The organism is Bacillus sp. BSL6 (assembly GCF_052928345.1).
The window spans coordinates 227,517-244,424 of the sequence record NZ_JAVGCW010000005.1 but is presented as its reverse complement, the minus strand read 5'-3'; the positions used below and the strand labels follow the sequence as shown (position 1 = coordinate 244,424).

General features: G+C 33.9%; 15 protein-coding genes. 13 read left to right on the top strand and 2 right to left on the bottom strand.

The window, feature by feature from the left end; genetic code table 11:
• The first annotated feature begins 11 nt into the window (after positions 1 to 11).
• The 3 genes from RCJ96_RS18015 (at position 12) to RCJ96_RS18005 (ending at position 3,333) form a co-directional block, all read left to right on the top strand.
• On the top strand, positions 12 to 851 hold the full coding sequence (locus tag RCJ96_RS18015; protein ID WP_000793586.1) for an aldo/keto reductase: 840 nt from the start codon (positions 12 to 14) through the stop codon (positions 849 to 851).
• Positions 852 to 1,277: 426 nt separating this feature from the next.
• Positions 1,278 to 2,351, top strand: coding sequence for a WD40/YVTN/BNR-like repeat-containing protein (locus tag RCJ96_RS18010; RefSeq protein WP_074606711.1), 1,074 nt, complete (start codon positions 1,278 to 1,280; stop codon positions 2,349 to 2,351).
• Positions 2,352 to 2,733: 382 nt separating this feature from the next.
• The gene (locus RCJ96_RS18005) at positions 2,734 to 3,333 is read left to right on the top strand and encodes a nitroreductase family protein (protein ID WP_000158951.1); all 600 of its coding nucleotides are present in this window, start codon (positions 2,734 to 2,736) and stop codon (positions 3,331 to 3,333) included.
• Positions 3,334 to 3,653: 320 nt separating this feature from the next.
• Here the strand turns inward: RCJ96_RS18005 and RCJ96_RS18000 are convergent, their stop codons facing one another.
• Positions 3,654 to 3,971: a winged helix-turn-helix transcriptional regulator gene (locus RCJ96_RS18000; RefSeq protein WP_000655363.1), complete on the bottom strand. Its 318-nt coding sequence runs from the start codon at positions 3,969 to 3,971 to the stop codon at positions 3,654 to 3,656.
• Positions 3,972 to 4,274: 303 nt separating this feature from the next.
• Between RCJ96_RS18000 and RCJ96_RS17995 the strand changes: the two genes are divergently transcribed.
• The 6 genes from RCJ96_RS17995 to RCJ96_RS17970 all read left to right on the top strand — a co-directional run bounded on the left by RCJ96_RS17995 (position 4,275) and on the right by RCJ96_RS17970 (position 12,573).
• Positions 4,275 to 5,012, top strand: a complete 738-nt coding sequence (locus RCJ96_RS17995) for a GTP cyclohydrolase II (RefSeq protein WP_076868563.1) — start codon at positions 4,275 to 4,277, stop codon at positions 5,010 to 5,012.
• Complete coding sequence (gene ribD / locus RCJ96_RS17990; protein WP_316151749.1) at positions 5,005 to 6,108, top strand: bifunctional diaminohydroxyphosphoribosylaminopyrimidine deaminase/5-amino-6-(5-phosphoribosylamino)uracil reductase RibD; 1,104 nt, start codon at positions 5,005 to 5,007, stop codon at positions 6,106 to 6,108. Before RCJ96_RS17995 ends, ribD begins: the two co-directional genes overlap by 8 nt.
• 59 nt (positions 6,109 to 6,167) lie before the next feature.
• Positions 6,168 to 6,737 (top strand): 5' nucleotidase, NT5C type, encoded by a 570-nt coding sequence (locus RCJ96_RS17985; RefSeq protein ID WP_242304212.1) that lies wholly within the window; start codon positions 6,168 to 6,170, stop codon positions 6,735 to 6,737.
• 418 nt (positions 6,738 to 7,155) lie between these two features.
• Entirely contained in the window at positions 7,156 to 9,384 is a 2,229-nt protein-coding gene (locus RCJ96_RS17980) for a putative mucin/carbohydrate-binding domain-containing protein (RefSeq protein WP_446699828.1), read from the top strand.
• Positions 9,385 to 9,539: 155 nt separating this feature from the next.
• Positions 9,540 to 11,237 carry a M4 family metallopeptidase gene (locus RCJ96_RS17975; protein WP_316151747.1) on the top strand — a complete coding sequence of 566 codons (1,698 nt, stop codon included), beginning with the start codon at positions 9,540 to 9,542 and terminating at the stop codon, positions 11,235 to 11,237.
• Between the two features lie 541 nt (positions 11,238 to 11,778).
• Positions 11,779 to 12,573, top strand: a complete 795-nt coding sequence (locus RCJ96_RS17970; protein WP_416503859.1) for an SDR family NAD(P)-dependent oxidoreductase — start codon at positions 11,779 to 11,781, stop codon at positions 12,571 to 12,573.
• Positions 12,574 to 12,833: 260 nt separating this feature from the next.
• On the opposite strand, the gene RCJ96_RS17965 is transcribed toward RCJ96_RS17970, so the two are convergent.
• Positions 12,834 to 13,829: a zinc-dependent alcohol dehydrogenase family protein gene (locus RCJ96_RS17965; protein ID WP_000647233.1), complete on the bottom strand. Its 996-nt coding sequence runs from the start codon at positions 13,827 to 13,829 to the stop codon at positions 12,834 to 12,836.
• A 106-nt stretch (positions 13,830 to 13,935) separates the two neighbouring features.
• On the opposite strand from RCJ96_RS17965, the gene RCJ96_RS17960 reads away from it, so the two are divergent.
• The 4 genes from RCJ96_RS17960 (at position 13,936) to RCJ96_RS17945 (ending at position 16,808) form a co-directional block, all read left to right on the top strand.
• Complete coding sequence (locus RCJ96_RS17960) at positions 13,936 to 14,115, top strand: hypothetical protein (protein WP_316151744.1); 180 nt, start codon at positions 13,936 to 13,938, stop codon at positions 14,113 to 14,115.
• A 134-nt stretch (positions 14,116 to 14,249) separates the two neighbouring features.
• On the top strand, positions 14,250 to 15,203 hold the full coding sequence (locus RCJ96_RS17955) for an LLM class oxidoreductase (protein ID WP_000410328.1): 954 nt from the start codon (positions 14,250 to 14,252) through the stop codon (positions 15,201 to 15,203).
• A 13-nt stretch (positions 15,204 to 15,216) separates the two neighbouring features.
• Positions 15,217 to 16,170 (top strand): NADP-dependent oxidoreductase, encoded by a 954-nt coding sequence (locus RCJ96_RS17950; RefSeq protein ID WP_316151743.1) that lies wholly within the window; start codon positions 15,217 to 15,219, stop codon positions 16,168 to 16,170.
• An 89-nt stretch (positions 16,171 to 16,259) separates the two neighbouring features.
• Complete coding sequence (locus tag RCJ96_RS17945) at positions 16,260 to 16,808, top strand: glucose-6-phosphate dehydrogenase (RefSeq protein WP_074606698.1); 549 nt, start codon at positions 16,260 to 16,262, stop codon at positions 16,806 to 16,808.
• Positions 16,809 to 16,908 lie beyond the last annotated feature (100 nt).

Genomic DNA, 16,908 nt, shown 5'->3' with positions numbered 1-16,908 from the left:
GAGAAAATATAATGAAAAACTTACAAAGTACAACAACATTGCATAACGGAGTAGAAATGCCTTGGTTCGGTTTAGGCGTATTTAAAGTAGAAGAAGGACCAGAACTTGTAGAAGCAATTAAATCAGCAATTAAGGCAGGATACCGTAGCATCGATACAGCTGCGATTTATGGAAATGAAGCAGCTGTAGGTGAAGGAATTCGCGCTGGTATTGAAGCGACTGGAATTTCAAGAGAAGAATTATTTATCACTTCAAAAGTATGGAACGCAGATCAAGGATACGAAGAAACAATTGCTGCATATGAAGAGAGTTTAAAAAAATTACAACTAGATTATTTAGATTTATATCTTGTTCACTGGCCTGTAGAAGGGAAATATAAAGATACGTGGAGAGCGTTAGAAACGCTTTATAAAGAAAAGCGTGTACGTGCAATTGGCGTAAGTAACTTCCAAATTCATCACCTGCAAGATGTAATAAAAGATGCAGAAATTAAGCCAATGATCAACCAAGTAGAATACCATCCTCGTTTAACACAAAAAGAATTACAAGCTTTCTGTAAAGAACAAGGTATTCAAATGGAAGCATGGTCACCACTTATGCAAGGTCAATTATTAGATAATGAAACATTACAGGCAATTGCAGAGAAATACGGTAAAACAACAGCACAAGTGATTTTACGTTGGGATCTTCAAAATGGAGTAATTACAATTCCAAAATCAACGAAAGAACACCGTATTATTGCAAACGCTGATGTATTTAACTTTGAATTAACGAAAGAAGATATGGAAAAAATCGATGCGTTAAACCAAAATCACCGCGTTGGTCCAGATCCTGATAACTTTGATTTCTAAGATTAAAGAATGAGTAAAAAGAGTGCAAAGTTGCACTCTTTTTTATTTTCTATTCAATAAAATGTTTCTGTTTGTTTGATTAGCGTTTATATTAGGGCTGTTGAATTGCTTTTGGCTATGTAGAGAACTTACTCTAAGACAGTATTAAAGTTTGACATGTAATCATGCATTCTATAATATGTATGCTATAGCATGTATATTGTAAGTTATTTGGAGGTGGCATATGGACTTATATGAGTGAACAGGACATCTTGTTCATCGTACTGATGTGAAATTAACAAAATATATAATGTAAGTTTTTAATCACATATTGCTTATAAAATTCATCTTTTATATGCTATAGCATATAAAATCCGCCTCTTAAATTGTAATGGCGAAAATTTAAATAATACAGTAGATATATTATGAAACGAGGAGATTTTAGTTATGGAAAAATTCATATTAGCGTTTGATAGAGAGCTTGTAATTGCAGAAAAAAAAGACTCAACATGGAGTGTCCAATCACAGTTTGTAGGTGCGAATCCAGTTGCGTTAGCTTTAGATCCATACGATCCAGAAAGAATGTATTGTGGTACTTTTGATAGAGGATTATGGAGAAGTAAAGATGGAGGAAGTTCTTGGGAAGCGATTGGAACTTTACCTTCTTTTGGTGAAGTGTTCCCAGCTAATGCTATTCATATGAGAGCTATTACAGCAGTTTCTGTATCTCCAGCGAAGGGTGATGACGGTAACGGGATCGTATATGTAGGAACTGAACCGAGCGCCATGTTTGTATCCAAAAATGGAGGAGACAGTTTTGAATTGCTAACGGATTATCAACAAATGCCATCATATTCATCATGGTTCTTTCCTCAAAGAACATATACGCACCACGTAAAACATATTGAAATTGATGCTAATAATTCAGAAACTATATATACAACGATTGAGGTCGGGGGATTAATTAAAAGTGTAGATGGAGGTAAGACGTGGACTGAGGAAAAAGAGGGGAACTACCCTCAAGATATTCACATTCTTACATCACATCGCAATGCTTCAAATCGCTTATACGGGGTTTTAGGTGATTCATTCTTGAAAGAACCAGGTCACGAGTATGCGGAGAGTAATGATGGAGGTAAGACGTGGAACTATATGTGTAGAGGGCTAAAGCATCATTACGCATATCAAATGGCAGTTAATCCTAATGATCCGGAAAATATTATTATTGCGACATCGTCAAATCCACACGTAGCACACGATTACAATAATGGAAATTGTGAATCATATATTTATAAAAAAGAAAAAGATCAGCCTTGGACAGAAATGAATGCAGGTTTACCAACTCCTAAGGGCACAATCATACCAGTATTAAAGGCAACAAATGATGGAACGTTCTATTTATTTAGTAATAAAGGGGTTTATCAATCAGTAGATGGTGGTTCAAATTGGACGTCATTAGAGATTCCATGGGAGAATAGATTTATGGAACAACATCCTTATGAGATGTTAATTATTAAATAAGCGATAAGTATAGTTTTGACTACTATTCATTAAACATCGTTAGTTGAATTTACAATGTAAAAAGCCAGGTAATGTGTTATTCATGTTACCTGGCTTTTTTGATCATCAATTTAAGGTTATTTTCATATTTGTGTAAATATGAAACAAGCAGAATACATGAATAGAGAATGGGTAAAATAATACCGAATGATCACTAGATTGTATCAATGATGCTATAAGAATTTTTTTAGGTAAACTGAAGCAATAAGCAGTGGTTTAGATTCAGAATGACTGGCAATTGGTGTTATGGAGTTCAATGATTTAAAAATGGACTCATTTAAACGAATATTATCTTCGAGATGTATCATTTTGAAGAATATTAAAGCTTGGGAGGAAATGAATTATGACAAAAGATTTCTATACTGCACTGAAAGAAAGACGTACTTACTATGGGATTAATAAAGAGGTACAAGTATCAGATGAAAAAATTAAAGAAATTGTGGAGTTTGCTGTAAAATATACTCCATCAGCTTTCAATTCACAAACTGCGCGAGTAGTTGTATTATTTGGTGAAGCTCATAATAAATTATGGGATATTACAACTGAAACATTAAGAAAAGTAGTTGGAGATGGAGATTTTTCAGGAACGCAACAAAAAATGGATTCTTTTAAAGCTGGTTATGGAACCGTACTATTCTTTGAAGATGAGTCTATCGTTAAATCGCTTCAAGAAAAATTTGCTGCATATGCTGAAAACTTCCCAATTTGGTCACACCAAGCATCAGGTATGCACCAATTAGTCGTGTGGACAGGGCTAGAAGCAGAGGGATTAGGGGCGTCTTTACAACATTATAATCCATTAATTGATGATGAAGTGAAAACAGAATGGAATGTTCCTGCTAATTGGAAGCTCATTGCACAAATGCCATTTGGTAATCCAACGGCTGCACCAGGAGAAAAAGAATTCCAACCACTTGAAGAGCGTGTGAAATTTCATAAGTAATAAAGTGAAACTTTAATTAGTCGTGGTCTTACTGTCCGCAAATAGCGGGGGAAGCTATCTGTATTGTGAAAATAAAACTGTTTAGTTACAAAAAGTTTCTTCGTTCTTTTTATTAAGCGAGTATGTATAAATAAAAGGCGTTAGAAATACTATTTTAATCTTTAAAGGAAAAAGGTGATCGTTTTGATCACCTTTTTTTATTTCTTGCATTTTATTTATTAAAAAACGCTAATTTTTCATAAATGCTTGAAAAACTAGCGTTTTAATCATAGGTATTTGTAATTTGATTACTTAAAACTATATACGAAAAAGCTTTTATATTATTCCTCAAGCTCTATCCATTCCTGTGACCATTCTTCTATTCCGCGAATAATAGCTTCTAAGGCAAATCCTTTTTGAGTTAAAGAATATTCTATACGAACTGGTGTCTCAGGAAAGACTTTACGTTCGACAATTCCTTCTAGTTCTAATTCTTTCAATCTTTCTGAAAGTAATCTTCCGCTAACAGGAAGAGAAGATTCAAGCGTACAAAAGCGCTGAGGTCCAGAGAAAAGTTGGTAAATAATGAGTGCTGTCCATCGTTGACTAAAAAATTTCATTCCTTTTTCAAAGCGAGGGCATAATGTAGAATCCTTCATTTTCCTTCACCTCCTAAAGTAAATTATATAACATATTACTATTAGTAACAAATGTTTTTATAATTAATTACTTGACGTAAATTAATTACAAATGTATACTCACTTACATAAAGTAACTAAGTAGTTTTATGTAACTAAAGTTCTTTTCTTTAAATAGCCAAAGTTGTGATGATACATATTGCATATAAGCTGAGAGAAAAAAGAATATCATCTGTAAAAACACTTACGTTGTGTAAGTTAAACAATAAAAAATATAACGATGGAAGAGGATTTTTAGAGATTCTCTATACTAGGAGGTACCTAATGGTTACAACAGATACAATTCATATGTTAGAAGATAAAATTCAATTTATACATCAAGATGGAAAGGATATTTATTTAGTAGGTCCTATCAAATTGCCAATTAATTTATATGGGGAGACTAAAGTTTTCCAATGGTATTCTTGGTTACAATGTAGTGAGGGTACAAATAGTGTAGAAGGGATTATTGAAAAACTTTCATCTATTAATTTAGCTGACATGCAGCAATCTAGTGTGCTTGTATATGGTGATTTTGAGAATTCTGAAGATGCTCTAATTCGTATGCATAGTATTTGTCACACGGGTGATATTTTTGGTAGTAAACGTTGTGACTGTGGATTCCAATTAAAGCAGTCTTTACACATGATTACAGAACATGGTTCAGGTGCTTTATTTTACTTAGCGAATCATGAAGGAAGAGGAATTGGCTTGTTTAGTAAAGCGATGACGTACCTCTTACAAGAAAATGGGTTAGATACAGTAGAAGCTAATCTAAACTTGGGTTTTGAAGATGATGTTCGAAACTATGATGATACAATTGAAGTATTAAAAGCACTACGCTCAAAACCTGTAAAACTTATTACAAATAATCCGAAAAAATTAGAAGCGTTACAAAAAGCTGGATTAAATGTTACGAGTCGTGAACCGTTATGGGGTGATGTCTCAGAGTTTAATGAGAAATATTTGCAAACGAAGATTCAACGTTCTGGACATTTTGAAGGGGGACACTTACATGCTTGAGCATGAATTGTATATGAAGTTAGCACTAGAAAATGCCAAGGCTATGAAGGGACAAACGACTCCAAATCCACTGGTTGGATCTGTAATTGTAAATGATAACCGAATTGTAGGGATTGGAGCACATATGAAGGCTGGAGAACCACATGCTGAAATACATGCGATACGTATGGCGGGAGAACAGGCGCGTGGTGGTACAATCTATGTAACTCTTGAACCTTGTTCTCATCATGGAAGAACAGGCCCTTGTGCAGAAGCAATTGTACAAGCAGGAATTAAGAAGGTAGTAGTTGCTACACTTGATCCAAATCCACTTGTTTCTGGACGTGGAATTAAAATTCTGCAAGATGCTGGTATTGAAGTGCTTGTAGGAGTGTGTGAAGAAGAATCTAAAAAGATGAATGAAGTCTTTAATAAATATATTTTGACAAAGCGCCCATTTATAACGATTAAATCGGGTGTTACATTAGATGGGAAAATTGCTACTTCTTTATCGGATAGTAAGTGGATCACATCTACAGAAGCGAGACAGGAAGTACACCAAATACGAAATGAAAATGCAGCCATTTTAGTAGGAGCAAATACTGTACAAAAGGATAATCCATCATTGACAACGCGTATTCCAAATGGGCGAAATCCAATTCGAGTAATATTGGACTCAACATTACGCATACCAAGGGAAGCTAACGTTGTTACAGATGGAGAAGCTCCTACCTGGATATTTACAACAAGTAATCATGCAGCGGAAAAAAAGAAAGCATTAGAAAATGCAGGAGTCAAAATATTTGTTACTAGCGGAGAAAAGCATATAAACTTATATGAAATGCTTGATGTTTTAGGGGGAAAAGGAGTTTCCTCCCTGCTTATTGAAGGTGGTGGAGAGGTAAATGCTTCGTTTATTGAAAATAAATTAATAGATAAACTTATTTTATATATTGCACCTAAAATGATTGGGGGTAGAATGGCGCCTAGCTTTGTAGAGGGGGCTGGTATTACTAAAATGCAAGATGCAATTGAATTTAAGGATATATCATTTACCCAGGTTGGAAAAGATTATAGATTTATTGGTTACCCAGAATATCGGAAAGGTGAAAAATAAGGAGAATAAAAACTACTTATATTTTCTGATAAATGGATTGCAGAAAGGAGCGATCAAGAGTGAAGTTTGGATTTGATATTGATGATACGTTAATTGATTTAAGGCAGCATGCTTTTCATTTATATAATAAAAAATTAAACAAAAAAGTAGGATTGGATGTATTTCATTCTTTAAAAACAATTGAAATTCATGAAGCATTTGGTATGACTTCGGAGGAAGGCAATCATATGTGGAATAGTTTGCTGGATGAGATTTATTATACTTCTTGTTCACCGTTTCCGCATGCAGTAGAGACATTGCAAGAATTAGAAAGACAGGGACATGAAATATACTATATAACAGCGCGACCTAAAGAGCATGGAGAGCAAACGAAAAAATGGTTAATAGAAAAAGGATTTCCAGTACAGGAAGATCGCTTTTTCTATGGAATGAAGGATGAAGAAAAAATACACTTTATACAAGAAATAAACTTAAACTATTTCTTTGATGATAAGCCGGCTGTCTTAGAAACATTAATAGGAAAACCGATAAATGTGTATGCAAAAACTACTTCTTACAATCAACATCTCAATATCCCGCGTATTACAAATTGGACGGAGTTAGGAGATATTATAAAGAAAGACATGTAAGGATTTAACTAGAAAATCAAATAGAGCCAAGACATAGAATTAATAAATTTAAAAAGTTTAGGTATGGATATTATCCAGAAGAAAATTGACTTTTTTATGAGTAAAAAGATTCTAGTTATGAATTCAATGACAGGTGTAACAATATGTATATTTCAAAAAACACGAAGACTTTTAAGTCTTCGTGTTTTTTAATTCATGTCTGAAAGAGAAGAAATAAAAGTGTGAAATTGTATGATATTTAAATAGTTAATGCTAATTATTTATATATGCAAAATTACATACATATAATGATTGATAATCACGAGTTAATGTAACTATAATAATTACACTGATAAGTAACTTACTGACGACAGTTATAAGTGAAGAAGGAGGGTTTTATTGTATTTTGTATATAAAAAATAGAAAAGGAGATATGTAAATGAAGAGGCTACTTGTTATAGGCATCATGTATACAATGTTTTTCCTCATAGGAAATATACACTTACATGCTGACGAACGAACAAATGTAAAAGAAATTACTAGTTTAGAAGAGCCTACGTGGATATTTCAGGCTGGCATAAGTAAGGGGAAATATCATGATCGACAAGATTTAGGATTTATTTTGCAGAGAAATACACCATTAAAGGTAAGACAAACGAATCCTAATTTTAAAGACAAATTAACAGTACGTTTATTGTCTAATGACTCAAAAAATGAAAAATCCATACAAGTAGGAAATGAATGGGTTACGATCCAAGGTGATACGCCTTTAGTTCCTTTCATAGATACTCCGTATGGTGAAGAGCCTGCCCTACTTGAGTACCAAGTAGAGAGTAAAAGTGCTACTAAACCTCTTCCAGTTTATAAATCAAAAGGAAGTGTATCTCAATTTTTTAGTACATGGGATCAATTTGATGGGGAGTATGCATTAATTCAAGGGGAGAGTTTCCAATTATTTATACCTAAAAAAGATAAAGAGTTAGTAAGATCTTTAAAAGATTTTCAATCGTTGGATGAGTTAATTGCATATTATGAAGATATTTTTGCGATGTATGATTCCATTATTGGTTTAGATGGCTCAACGGTTGAAAATAAAAAAAGTCAAAATCGTTATTTCTTAAAAGCAGATATATCCGGTGCTGGCGGTGCCTATTATGGCGCAAATTGGACAGCGAATAGTACAGATAGTACAAAGATGTGGTTAGATAAACTAAGTTGGGGAACCTTACATGAAATCGCTCATGGATATCAAGCAGGTTTTGATAATCAAGGAATATTTACAGGAGAAGTTTCTAATAATCTATTTGGTGTTCAATATCAATATAGTAAATACGGCAAAAAAGCAGATCAAGTTGGTTGGTTATTTAATTTTGGGAAGAAGGAACAGGTAGAACGGAATTTATACAATGCTTTAATGAAAGAAAATAAAAATTATGATGACTTAGATTTACGACAAAAACTTATTCTTTTAACGATGGCGAAACAAAAAGCTGGTAATGAAGCTTTTGCAAAAATGTATCAAGGTTATCGAAAACTAGCTAGCAATGCTGCTTTTAAAAAAGGTGACCATTCTTTACCAGATTTAATGAATCAGTATTATAGCGAAAATGTACAAGTTGATTTTACACCTGTTTTTGAAAGATGGGGCTTTAAGCTTAATCATAAACAAATAGAGATGAATAGAGCGAAAGGTTATCCGGCAGTTACTTCTTTAGCGTATATAGTGCCTGAATCACAATTAGCTAAGGCGAGGGCTCTAGTTGATCCTGATATTCCGATAAACTCTAACTTTGAAATAGTTACGAATCAGCAAATTGCTTCACTTGGGTTAAAAGGGAATTTGCATATCCATTTAAATATAAATGAAATAGATACATTGAAAGGAGGAAAGATTAAATTAAAAGAAGGGAATACAGTTATTCAAGAGAAAACAATTGAAACAACAGATATTAATTTACAAGACGTACCAAATGGAGTTTATACAGTTGAGATTTCAGGTGGGAAAACGGATAGTATGTACCATTTTAGTTCGTATTATACCTATGTAAAGGAAAAGGATAATAGCCTAACGATTGATGTTAACGAAATGAAAGTGAGCAATTTGGTAAATGAAACGATTCAATTCCTAGGATTAGGAGATGATCAGTTTGCCGAATTAAATACAGACTTAGAGCAAAAGCGAGCTGTTTTTACGGTTACTACTAAAACGCCTCATAGCTATTATGTAGGTGAAAAATATGCATCAATAGAGTTGTTTAATGAGAAAGGTGAAAAAATTTATACGAAGGAAATGGAAGGGACAAATGTAACGATTGTAAAAGATACCATTCCACTAAAAGAAGGATATAAAATTAAAATCTATCATGATGAAATAAAAAAACGATTAACTAGTAAAGCTACTATTATTAATCCTATGAATAAAACAAATGAATTTATAATGACAAAATGGGGATTGAAAAATACTTATTTAAAAAATAATCCAGAAGAAAATCTTATGAAAAGAATTGATGAAGAAATGGAAGCGATTATAAGTAATCCCTTTTTAAAAGAGATACCAATGCAAAAATTAGAAATGAAAAAGAATGTGTGGATGGCAATAAATATGTTATCAGAACCACAAAAAATAACGTATATGAATAAATATAAAGATAGCTTATATAATGAGTGATTTTTGAGAAATAAATTGAATCTAAAAATGTGGCAAACTAATCTATTAACCTATGTATGTAAAATTGATTGACTATAGTTAAAAGTTTTATCTATGCTTAAAATTCTAAAATACATTTATTTAATTTAATAATACGATTATAAAGGAGTAAGAATATGAATAATTTCGTAAAGGTAGGTTTAACTACAGGAGTGGTGTTATCGGCGATTATGCCTTATGGAGGAGTACATGCGGCAACAGAAGATTTAAAAGTGGAAACAAAGGAAGATACGTTCCGAACAGGTAATTTAACAGCACCTTCTCAAAAATCGGCAGAAAATGTAGTAAAGGATGCGCTGAAAGGGAAAACAGAACAAGCATTATCCTCAAAACAAGTTAATACGGAATCAAAAGTTAATTATAATGTTACGCAAAGCCGTAAATCTTATGATGGTACTACATTGGTGCGTCTTCAACAAACATATGAAGGACGTGATGTATACGGATATCAACTAACAGCACACATTAATGATGATGGTGTACTTACGAGTATTTCGGGGGATAGTGCCCAAGACCTACAACAACAGGAAGATTTGAAACAACCTATTACTCTATCAGAAGAGGATGCAAAGAAGCAGCTTTTTAAAATCTATGGGGATAATCTCACATTTGTTGAAGAACCAGAAATTAAACAAGTGGTATATGTAGATGAAAATACAAATAAAGCTACAAACGCATATGAAATTACTTTTAGTGCCTCTACACCTGAATATGTATCTGGTACGGTATTAATTGATGCTTTTGTTGGAGATCTATTAAAAGAACTCGTTCAAAAATTGGGTATACAAGTAGATAGCAGTATCGTTCAATCTGCAACAGCAAATAAATCACAAGATCCTTCTAAATTAATTGGCACAGGAAAAGATGATTTAGGTATGAATCGTACGTTTGGAATTTCACAGCGAAGTGATGGAACGTACACTCTTGCAGATTATTCTCGTGGTAAGGGAATTGAAACGTATACTGCGAATTATAAAGATTATAATAATTATAGAAGAAATGTATGGGGTTATTTGGATGATTTAGTAACAAGTAATTCTACAAATTTTACAGATCCTAAAGCAGTTAGTGCACATTATTTAGCGACGAAAGTATATGATTTTTATCAAGAAAAATATAGTCGTAACAGCTTTGATAATAATGGACAAAAAGTAATTTCAGTCGTTCATGGCTGGAATACAAATGGTAAGAATATAGGAAATCCTAAGCAGTGGTTTAATGCATTTAGTAATGGGGCTATGCTAGTATACGGAGATCCAATTGTTAGAGCATTTGATGTGGCAGGACATGAGTTTACACACGCGGTTACAAGAAATGAGTCTGGACTTGAGTACGCAGGAGAAGCTGGTGCCATTAATGAGGCTCTATCTGATATTTTAGGGGTAGCAGTTGAAAAGTATGCCAATAACGGAAAGTTCAATTGGACAATGGGGGAACAATCAGGTCGTATATTTAGAGATATGAAAAACCCATCATCTATCTCTTCTAGATATCCAGAAGATTATAGACATTATAACAATTTACCTATTGATGTTGATCACGATTATGGTGGTGTACACACAAACTCTAGCATTATAAATAAAGTAGCTTATTTAATTGCTAGTGGTGGAAATCATAATGGAGTAAATGTACAAGGCATTGGGGAAGATAAAATGTTTGATATTTTCTATTATGCAAATACGGATGAATTAAATATGACTTCTGATTTTAAAGAATTAAAAGAAGCTTGTATTCGTGTAGCAACGAACTTATATGGTAAAGACTCATCAGAAGTACAAGCCGTCCAACAAGCCTTTAAAGCAGCTTATATTTAATACTATTGTGATGAATTGAAAACTCTCTTATTTTAATATAATGATTGGTTTGTATATGTAGGCAAAAACCTTGTAGAATTTTTCTGCAAGGTTTTTTAGAATGTTATGTTACAGGTGTGTTATATAGTTTTGAGTTAATTAGGATAAAAATAATTTTATAACTATATGTAAGAATATATAATTATAGTATATAGGGCACTTTTTTGTTCCTATGGAACTTTAAAGTGCGTAATTTTCTTTCTAGTTAATATAGATCATAATGGTATTTACTAGTTGGTTTTAGCTTTACTCTGCTGTTGATGTAATTTTTTACATTAGAATGATTTGAATTAGAATTATTGAGTAGATTTAAATACTGATAATTTTGATTTTTAATTTAGTACAGAGTGAAATAGCTACATAATTTTCGTTTATACTCTTTTGAAAAAAGCTGGATCTGCTTATTTTCTGTTAAAGATAAGAGAAGTGAACCACAATATAAACGTAATTATTTATTCCAACGTAAGTCAATCATTTAGCACATGAATTTGGAGGAATCTATATGCATATGCAATTAAAAGGAAAAACAGCACTGGTTACTGGATCTACGGCAGGGATTGGAAAAGCAATTGCCACTTCATTAGTCGCAGAAGGAGCTACTGTACTTATTAATGGACGCCGTGAAGAAAATGTTAATGAAACGATAAAAGAAATTCGAGCGCAGTATCCTGATGCTATTCTTCAACCTGTAGTAGCTGATTTAGGAACAGAACAAGGGTGCCAAAATGTGATTGAAAAGTACCCTGAAGTAGACATTCTTATTAACAACTTAGGAATTTTTGAACCTGTAGAATATTTTGATATCCCTGATGAAGATTGGTTTAAATTGTTTGAAGTTAATATTATGAGTGGTGTTCGACTTACTCGCTCGTACTTGAAAAAAATGATTGAAAAAAAAGAAGGAAGAGTCATCTTTATTGCTAGCGAAGCAGCTATTATGCCCTCTCAAGAAATGGCTCATTATAGTGCGACTAAAACGATGCAACTCTCACTTTCTCGCAGTTTAGCTGAGCTGACGACAGGAACGAATGTGACTGTTAATACTATAATGCCTGGTTCGACTTTAACGGAAGGAGTGGAGACTATGTTAAATAGTCTTTATCCTAATGAGCAATTGACAATAGAAGAAGCTGAGAAGCGATTTATGAAAGAGAATCGACCAACCTCTATCATTCAAAGACTTATTCGACCAGAAGAAATTGCCAATCTTGTCACTTTCTTAAGTAGCCCACTTTCTTCAGCAATTAATGGTTCCGCGTTGCGAATAGACGGGGGATTAGTACGTAGTGTATTTTAAAAAATTAAAAACAACATTATATTCTGTTGAAGGTAAAGTAAATGAGTTGTATTTTATCTATTAACGGAAATATAGAAAAAGCAAATTGCAACATGCAAACAGCCGAATTTTCTACTATAAGAAAAATTCGGCTGTTATTTTTTTACTTGTTGTAAAGGATGGAAAGCTTTTAGCGTTGTGGTATCTCTTAAGAAAAAATATGACCGCTTAAAGCGATCCCTCTATTATTTTTCAACAATAGTTGTATTATGAAGTGAAAGTTACCAAACGTTTTTCAACACTATTTTTCCTATTGCTTTATTCGACTCCAAATATTCATGTGCTTGTGCGACTTCATCAAACGTAAAAGATTTAGAATCTAGCAATGGGCGGAGTTTTCCTTCTTCTACAATTTGCGTTATTTTCGTTAAGATTTCTCCGCAATCATTACGCTTATCTGTATGTAATATTTTTAACGCCATAAAAGTAACGTGCAGAGAGAGTCCTTTTGCGTGTAAAGGAGAGAGGTCATGGGTTGAACGAGCTGCAATTGTTATGACAGTTCCGTTGACTGCAGCAGCTTCGAAAGAGTTATCGAGATTTTTGCCACCTACTGTATCAAATATAACTTCAAATCCGTTGCCATTCGTATGTTTTTGAACATATTCTTGAACAGATTCTTCTTTATAGTTAATAGCTATGTCGGCTCCTAGACGATGGGCTATTTCCATTTTGTTCTGCTGAGAAGCAGTTGTAAAAACTTTAGCACCAGCCCATTTAGCTAATTGAATGGCTACGTGTCCTACGCCACCAGTAGCTCCATGAATGAGCACATTTTGACCTGATTTAATATTTGCACGATCAAATAAAGATTCCCAAGCTGTAATTGCAACTAATGGTAGGGCAGCTGCTTCTTCCATTGTTACATTTTTAGGTTTATGAGCAATTAATCGCGCATCAGCAAGCATAAACTCTGCAAGTGCACCACCAGTTTCTTTAAAACCTCCGGCACATCCATATACTTCATCACCAGTTTTGAATTTTGAAACGCCTTCTCCTACTTCTATAACAATACCTGCTACATCCCCGTGTAATATAGCTGGAAATTCAGGAGCAACTGATGAAACAGCGCCACTGCGCATTTTCGTATCGATTGGATTTACACTTGTTGCTTTTACATGGATTAGAACATGACCGGGTAAAAGTTTCGGTTTTGCAACTTCTTCTAATTGAAATACAGATGAATCTCCAAAAGAATGGATAATTTGTGCTTTCATTGGTCCTTACCTCCTGTTCGTGGTTATAGCATAGCAAAGTACAAAAAATAAGTATAATATTTTGAATTTGCATATTGAGCATTTTATATAAAGAAGAGGAAAGTACGTGGGATTATGTAACGTACTTGCAAAAGCAATTGTAAAGTTTTTTGAAGAAAGGATAGATGTTATTTTTACAGCACGATGTATTCATTATGTTTATTACTACTTACTTAGTATAGGTACTTTTAAGTGCCTACATCACTTTAAAGTACGTACTGTTATTCATGTTATGACCGATTTATAATAACACTCGTAGCACAAAGAAAGTTATAACGATGACAATCGGCAACAATGTGGTGTTGCAGTATTGCTTATGAATTTTGAGAAGAAATATGAAAAGTATAGATTTATATGAATGAGGGAAAGTGAGTGAAATACATGGAAAAGTTTGCGAACCATTTTGGATATAATCGTATGTTTGCGAAAGATCAACTTACATTAGGAGTTCACATTCCGATTGAAAATTATCAGTTTCATGCTCCAACGATGGAAAAACAAGTAGAGTTAGTACAAAAAGCGGAACAATATGGTTTTACAGGTGTATGGCTTCGCGATGTATTGCTGCAAGACCCTGATTTTGGTGATCCTGCAACAGGTCAAATTTACGATATGATGATTTATTTGACGTATTTAGCAAGTAAAACAGAGAAAATCGCATTTGGAACATCGGCAACCGTATTGTCACTTCGCCATCCATTACGCGTGGCAAAAGAAATTGCGACATTGGATCAACTGTTTCCAGAAAGAATTATGCTCGGCGTTTCATCCGGTGACCGACGTGCAGATTTTAAAGCGTTAGGTGTTAGTCATGAAACACGAGGTGAAAAGTTTAGAGAAGCATTTGCTTACTTGGAAGAGATTTTATATAAAAACTTCCCGTCTATCCAGTCGACATTAGGGGAAGTTCATGGTGCGAATTTAGTTCCAAAACCGTCTAAACGTGTTCCAACCTTTATTACAGGTTTTAGTCAGCAAAATATGGACTGGTTCGCTGAACATGGTGATGGATGGATGTACTATCCACGTAGTCCAGTGCATCAGGCAGCAGCAATTGGACAATGGAGAGAACTAGTAGAGGATTATCATCCAGATGTATTCAAACCATTTATCCAACCGATGCATTTAGACTTATCTGAAGATCCAAATGAACGTCCTACACCGATACGTTTAGGTTACCGTACAGGGCGTAAGGCACTAATTGAATTGCTTGATATATATCGAAGTATTGGTGTGAATCATTTATTCCTTGCTCTATTTGATGGTCAACGTCCAGCTGACGAAGTATTGGATGAGCTAGGAGAAGAAGTACTACCTCATTTCCCAGCATTGTAAAGGAGTGAAAAGAATGAAAGCGATAGGACTTATGCAATATGGAGATAAAAGTGTACTACAAGAGATTGAAATGCAGACACCGCTATTAGGAGACACCGATGTACTAATTGAAGTATATGCAGCTGGTATAAATCCCGTGGATTGGAAAATACGTGAAGGTTTACTGCAAGACGTAATTTCTTATGACTTCCCGCTCGTTTTAGGATGGGATGTTGCAGGTGTAGTTGCTGCTATAGGGCCAAACGTAACAGCATGTAAAGTGGGGGATGAAGTATATAGTCGTCCGGATATTGAACGAAACGGTGCTTATGCAGAGTACGTGGCTGTAGATGTGAAATATGTGGCGAAAAAACCGAGGAATTTATCTTTTGAAGAGGCGGCATCAATCCCTCTAGTAGGTTTGACAAGTTGGCAAAGCTTAGTAAAGTTCGCAAATGTTCAAAAAGGCAATAAGGTTTTAATTCATGCTGGATCCGGAGGAATTGGTACGTTTGCTATTCAATTAGCCAAAAGCTTCGGTGCACATGTTGCAACTACGACTAGTACGAAAAACATGCAATTTGTAAAGGATCTAGGCGCTGATACTGTCGTCGATTACAAAACAGAAGACTTTTCTTCGCTTTTGCATAATTACAATATTGTATTTGATGTGTTAGGCGGAGATGTACTAAAGGATAGTTATAAAGTGCTTGCACCAAATGGAAAGTTAGCGTCTATTTATGGTCCGAAAGGTATGGAAATTCCGCAAACCGAGATATCAAGAGAGAAAAATATTGAGAGTGACCATATATTTACTGAACCTAACGGATATGAACTTTCTCTTATTACAGAATTAATTGAGGGCGGGAAGATTAAACCTGTTGTCACGCATGTGTTGCCTTTACATGTAGAAGGCGTAAAAAAAGCACACCACATAAGTGAGTCAGAGCGTGCTCGTGGCAAAATAGTATTGAAGAAACATTGGTAAAGTATGAGGTTTTAGAGACAGTATTGTGCTAAGTAGCGAATGAGTTTATATATTCTATTCTAGCAATTGTTTTAAAAGGGAGAGAACAAATGGATTCAATGACATTTCTTTTATTTGGAGCGACAGGGGATTTAGCGAAACGCAAAATTTACCCTGCTTTATACAAATTATTTAGTAATGGGAATATACCGCAATCTATTTCGATTATCGGTATTGGTAGAAGGGTAATGTCAGATGTGGAATTTCAAACAAAGGTAGAACAATCCCTTGCTACATTTTCTAGAAGATCTACTGATGACGAATTAGGAGTAGAAGAATTTATTAGCACATTTCGTTATTGTCAATTAAATACAGCAAATATAGAGGACTATCAAGATTTGTTGAGTCTTGTAAAGAGACGTGAAACAGAATTAAACATTCCTGAAAACCGCATGTTTTACCTATCTGTTATACCAGAAGCATTTGATGTCATTGCTTTAAATATTAAGGAAATTGGATTGTGGGCTACAAAAGGATTGAACCGTCTTATTATAGAGAAGCCTTTTGGTCATCATGTAACGTCTGCTCACGAGTTTAACGAAAAATTAATTGAAGATTTTGATGAAACTGATATTTTTTATATCGATCATTATCTTTGAAAATGAGTGGTAACTAAGGATAAACTTAGAAAAGTAATACGAAATAAATAGTATGTAATTTAAGACATTTTTATTGACGATAATAATATATGTGGTTAAT

Coding starts and splice junctions, on each gene's coding strand:
- RCJ96_RS18015 (WP_000793586.1), top strand. CDS start 12: ATGAAAAACTTACAAAGTACAACAACATTGCATAACGGAGTAGAAATG.
- RCJ96_RS18010 (WP_074606711.1), top strand. CDS start 1,278: ATGGAAAAATTCATATTAGCGTTTGATAGAGAGCTTGTAATTGCAGAA.
- RCJ96_RS18005 (WP_000158951.1), top strand. CDS start 2,734: ATGACAAAAGATTTCTATACTGCACTGAAAGAAAGACGTACTTACTAT.
- RCJ96_RS18000 (WP_000655363.1), bottom strand. CDS start 3,971: ATGAAGGATTCTACATTATGCCCTCGCTTTGAAAAAGGAATGAAATTT.
- RCJ96_RS17995 (WP_076868563.1), top strand. CDS start 4,275: ATGGTTACAACAGATACAATTCATATGTTAGAAGATAAAATTCAATTT.
- ribD (WP_316151749.1), top strand. CDS start 5,005: ATGCTTGAGCATGAATTGTATATGAAGTTAGCACTAGAAAATGCCAAG.
- RCJ96_RS17980 (WP_446699828.1), top strand. CDS start 7,156: ATGAAGAGGCTACTTGTTATAGGCATCATGTATACAATGTTTTTCCTC.
- RCJ96_RS17975 (WP_316151747.1), top strand. CDS start 9,540: ATGAATAATTTCGTAAAGGTAGGTTTAACTACAGGAGTGGTGTTATCG.
- RCJ96_RS17970 (WP_416503859.1), top strand. CDS start 11,779: ATGCATATGCAATTAAAAGGAAAAACAGCACTGGTTACTGGATCTACG.
- RCJ96_RS17965 (WP_000647233.1), bottom strand. CDS start 13,829: ATGAAAGCACAAATTATCCATTCTTTTGGAGATTCATCTGTATTTCAA.
- RCJ96_RS17955 (WP_000410328.1), top strand. CDS start 14,250: ATGGAAAAGTTTGCGAACCATTTTGGATATAATCGTATGTTTGCGAAA.
- RCJ96_RS17950 (WP_316151743.1), top strand. CDS start 15,217: ATGAAAGCGATAGGACTTATGCAATATGGAGATAAAAGTGTACTACAA.
- RCJ96_RS17945 (WP_074606698.1), top strand. CDS start 16,260: ATGGATTCAATGACATTTCTTTTATTTGGAGCGACAGGGGATTTAGCG.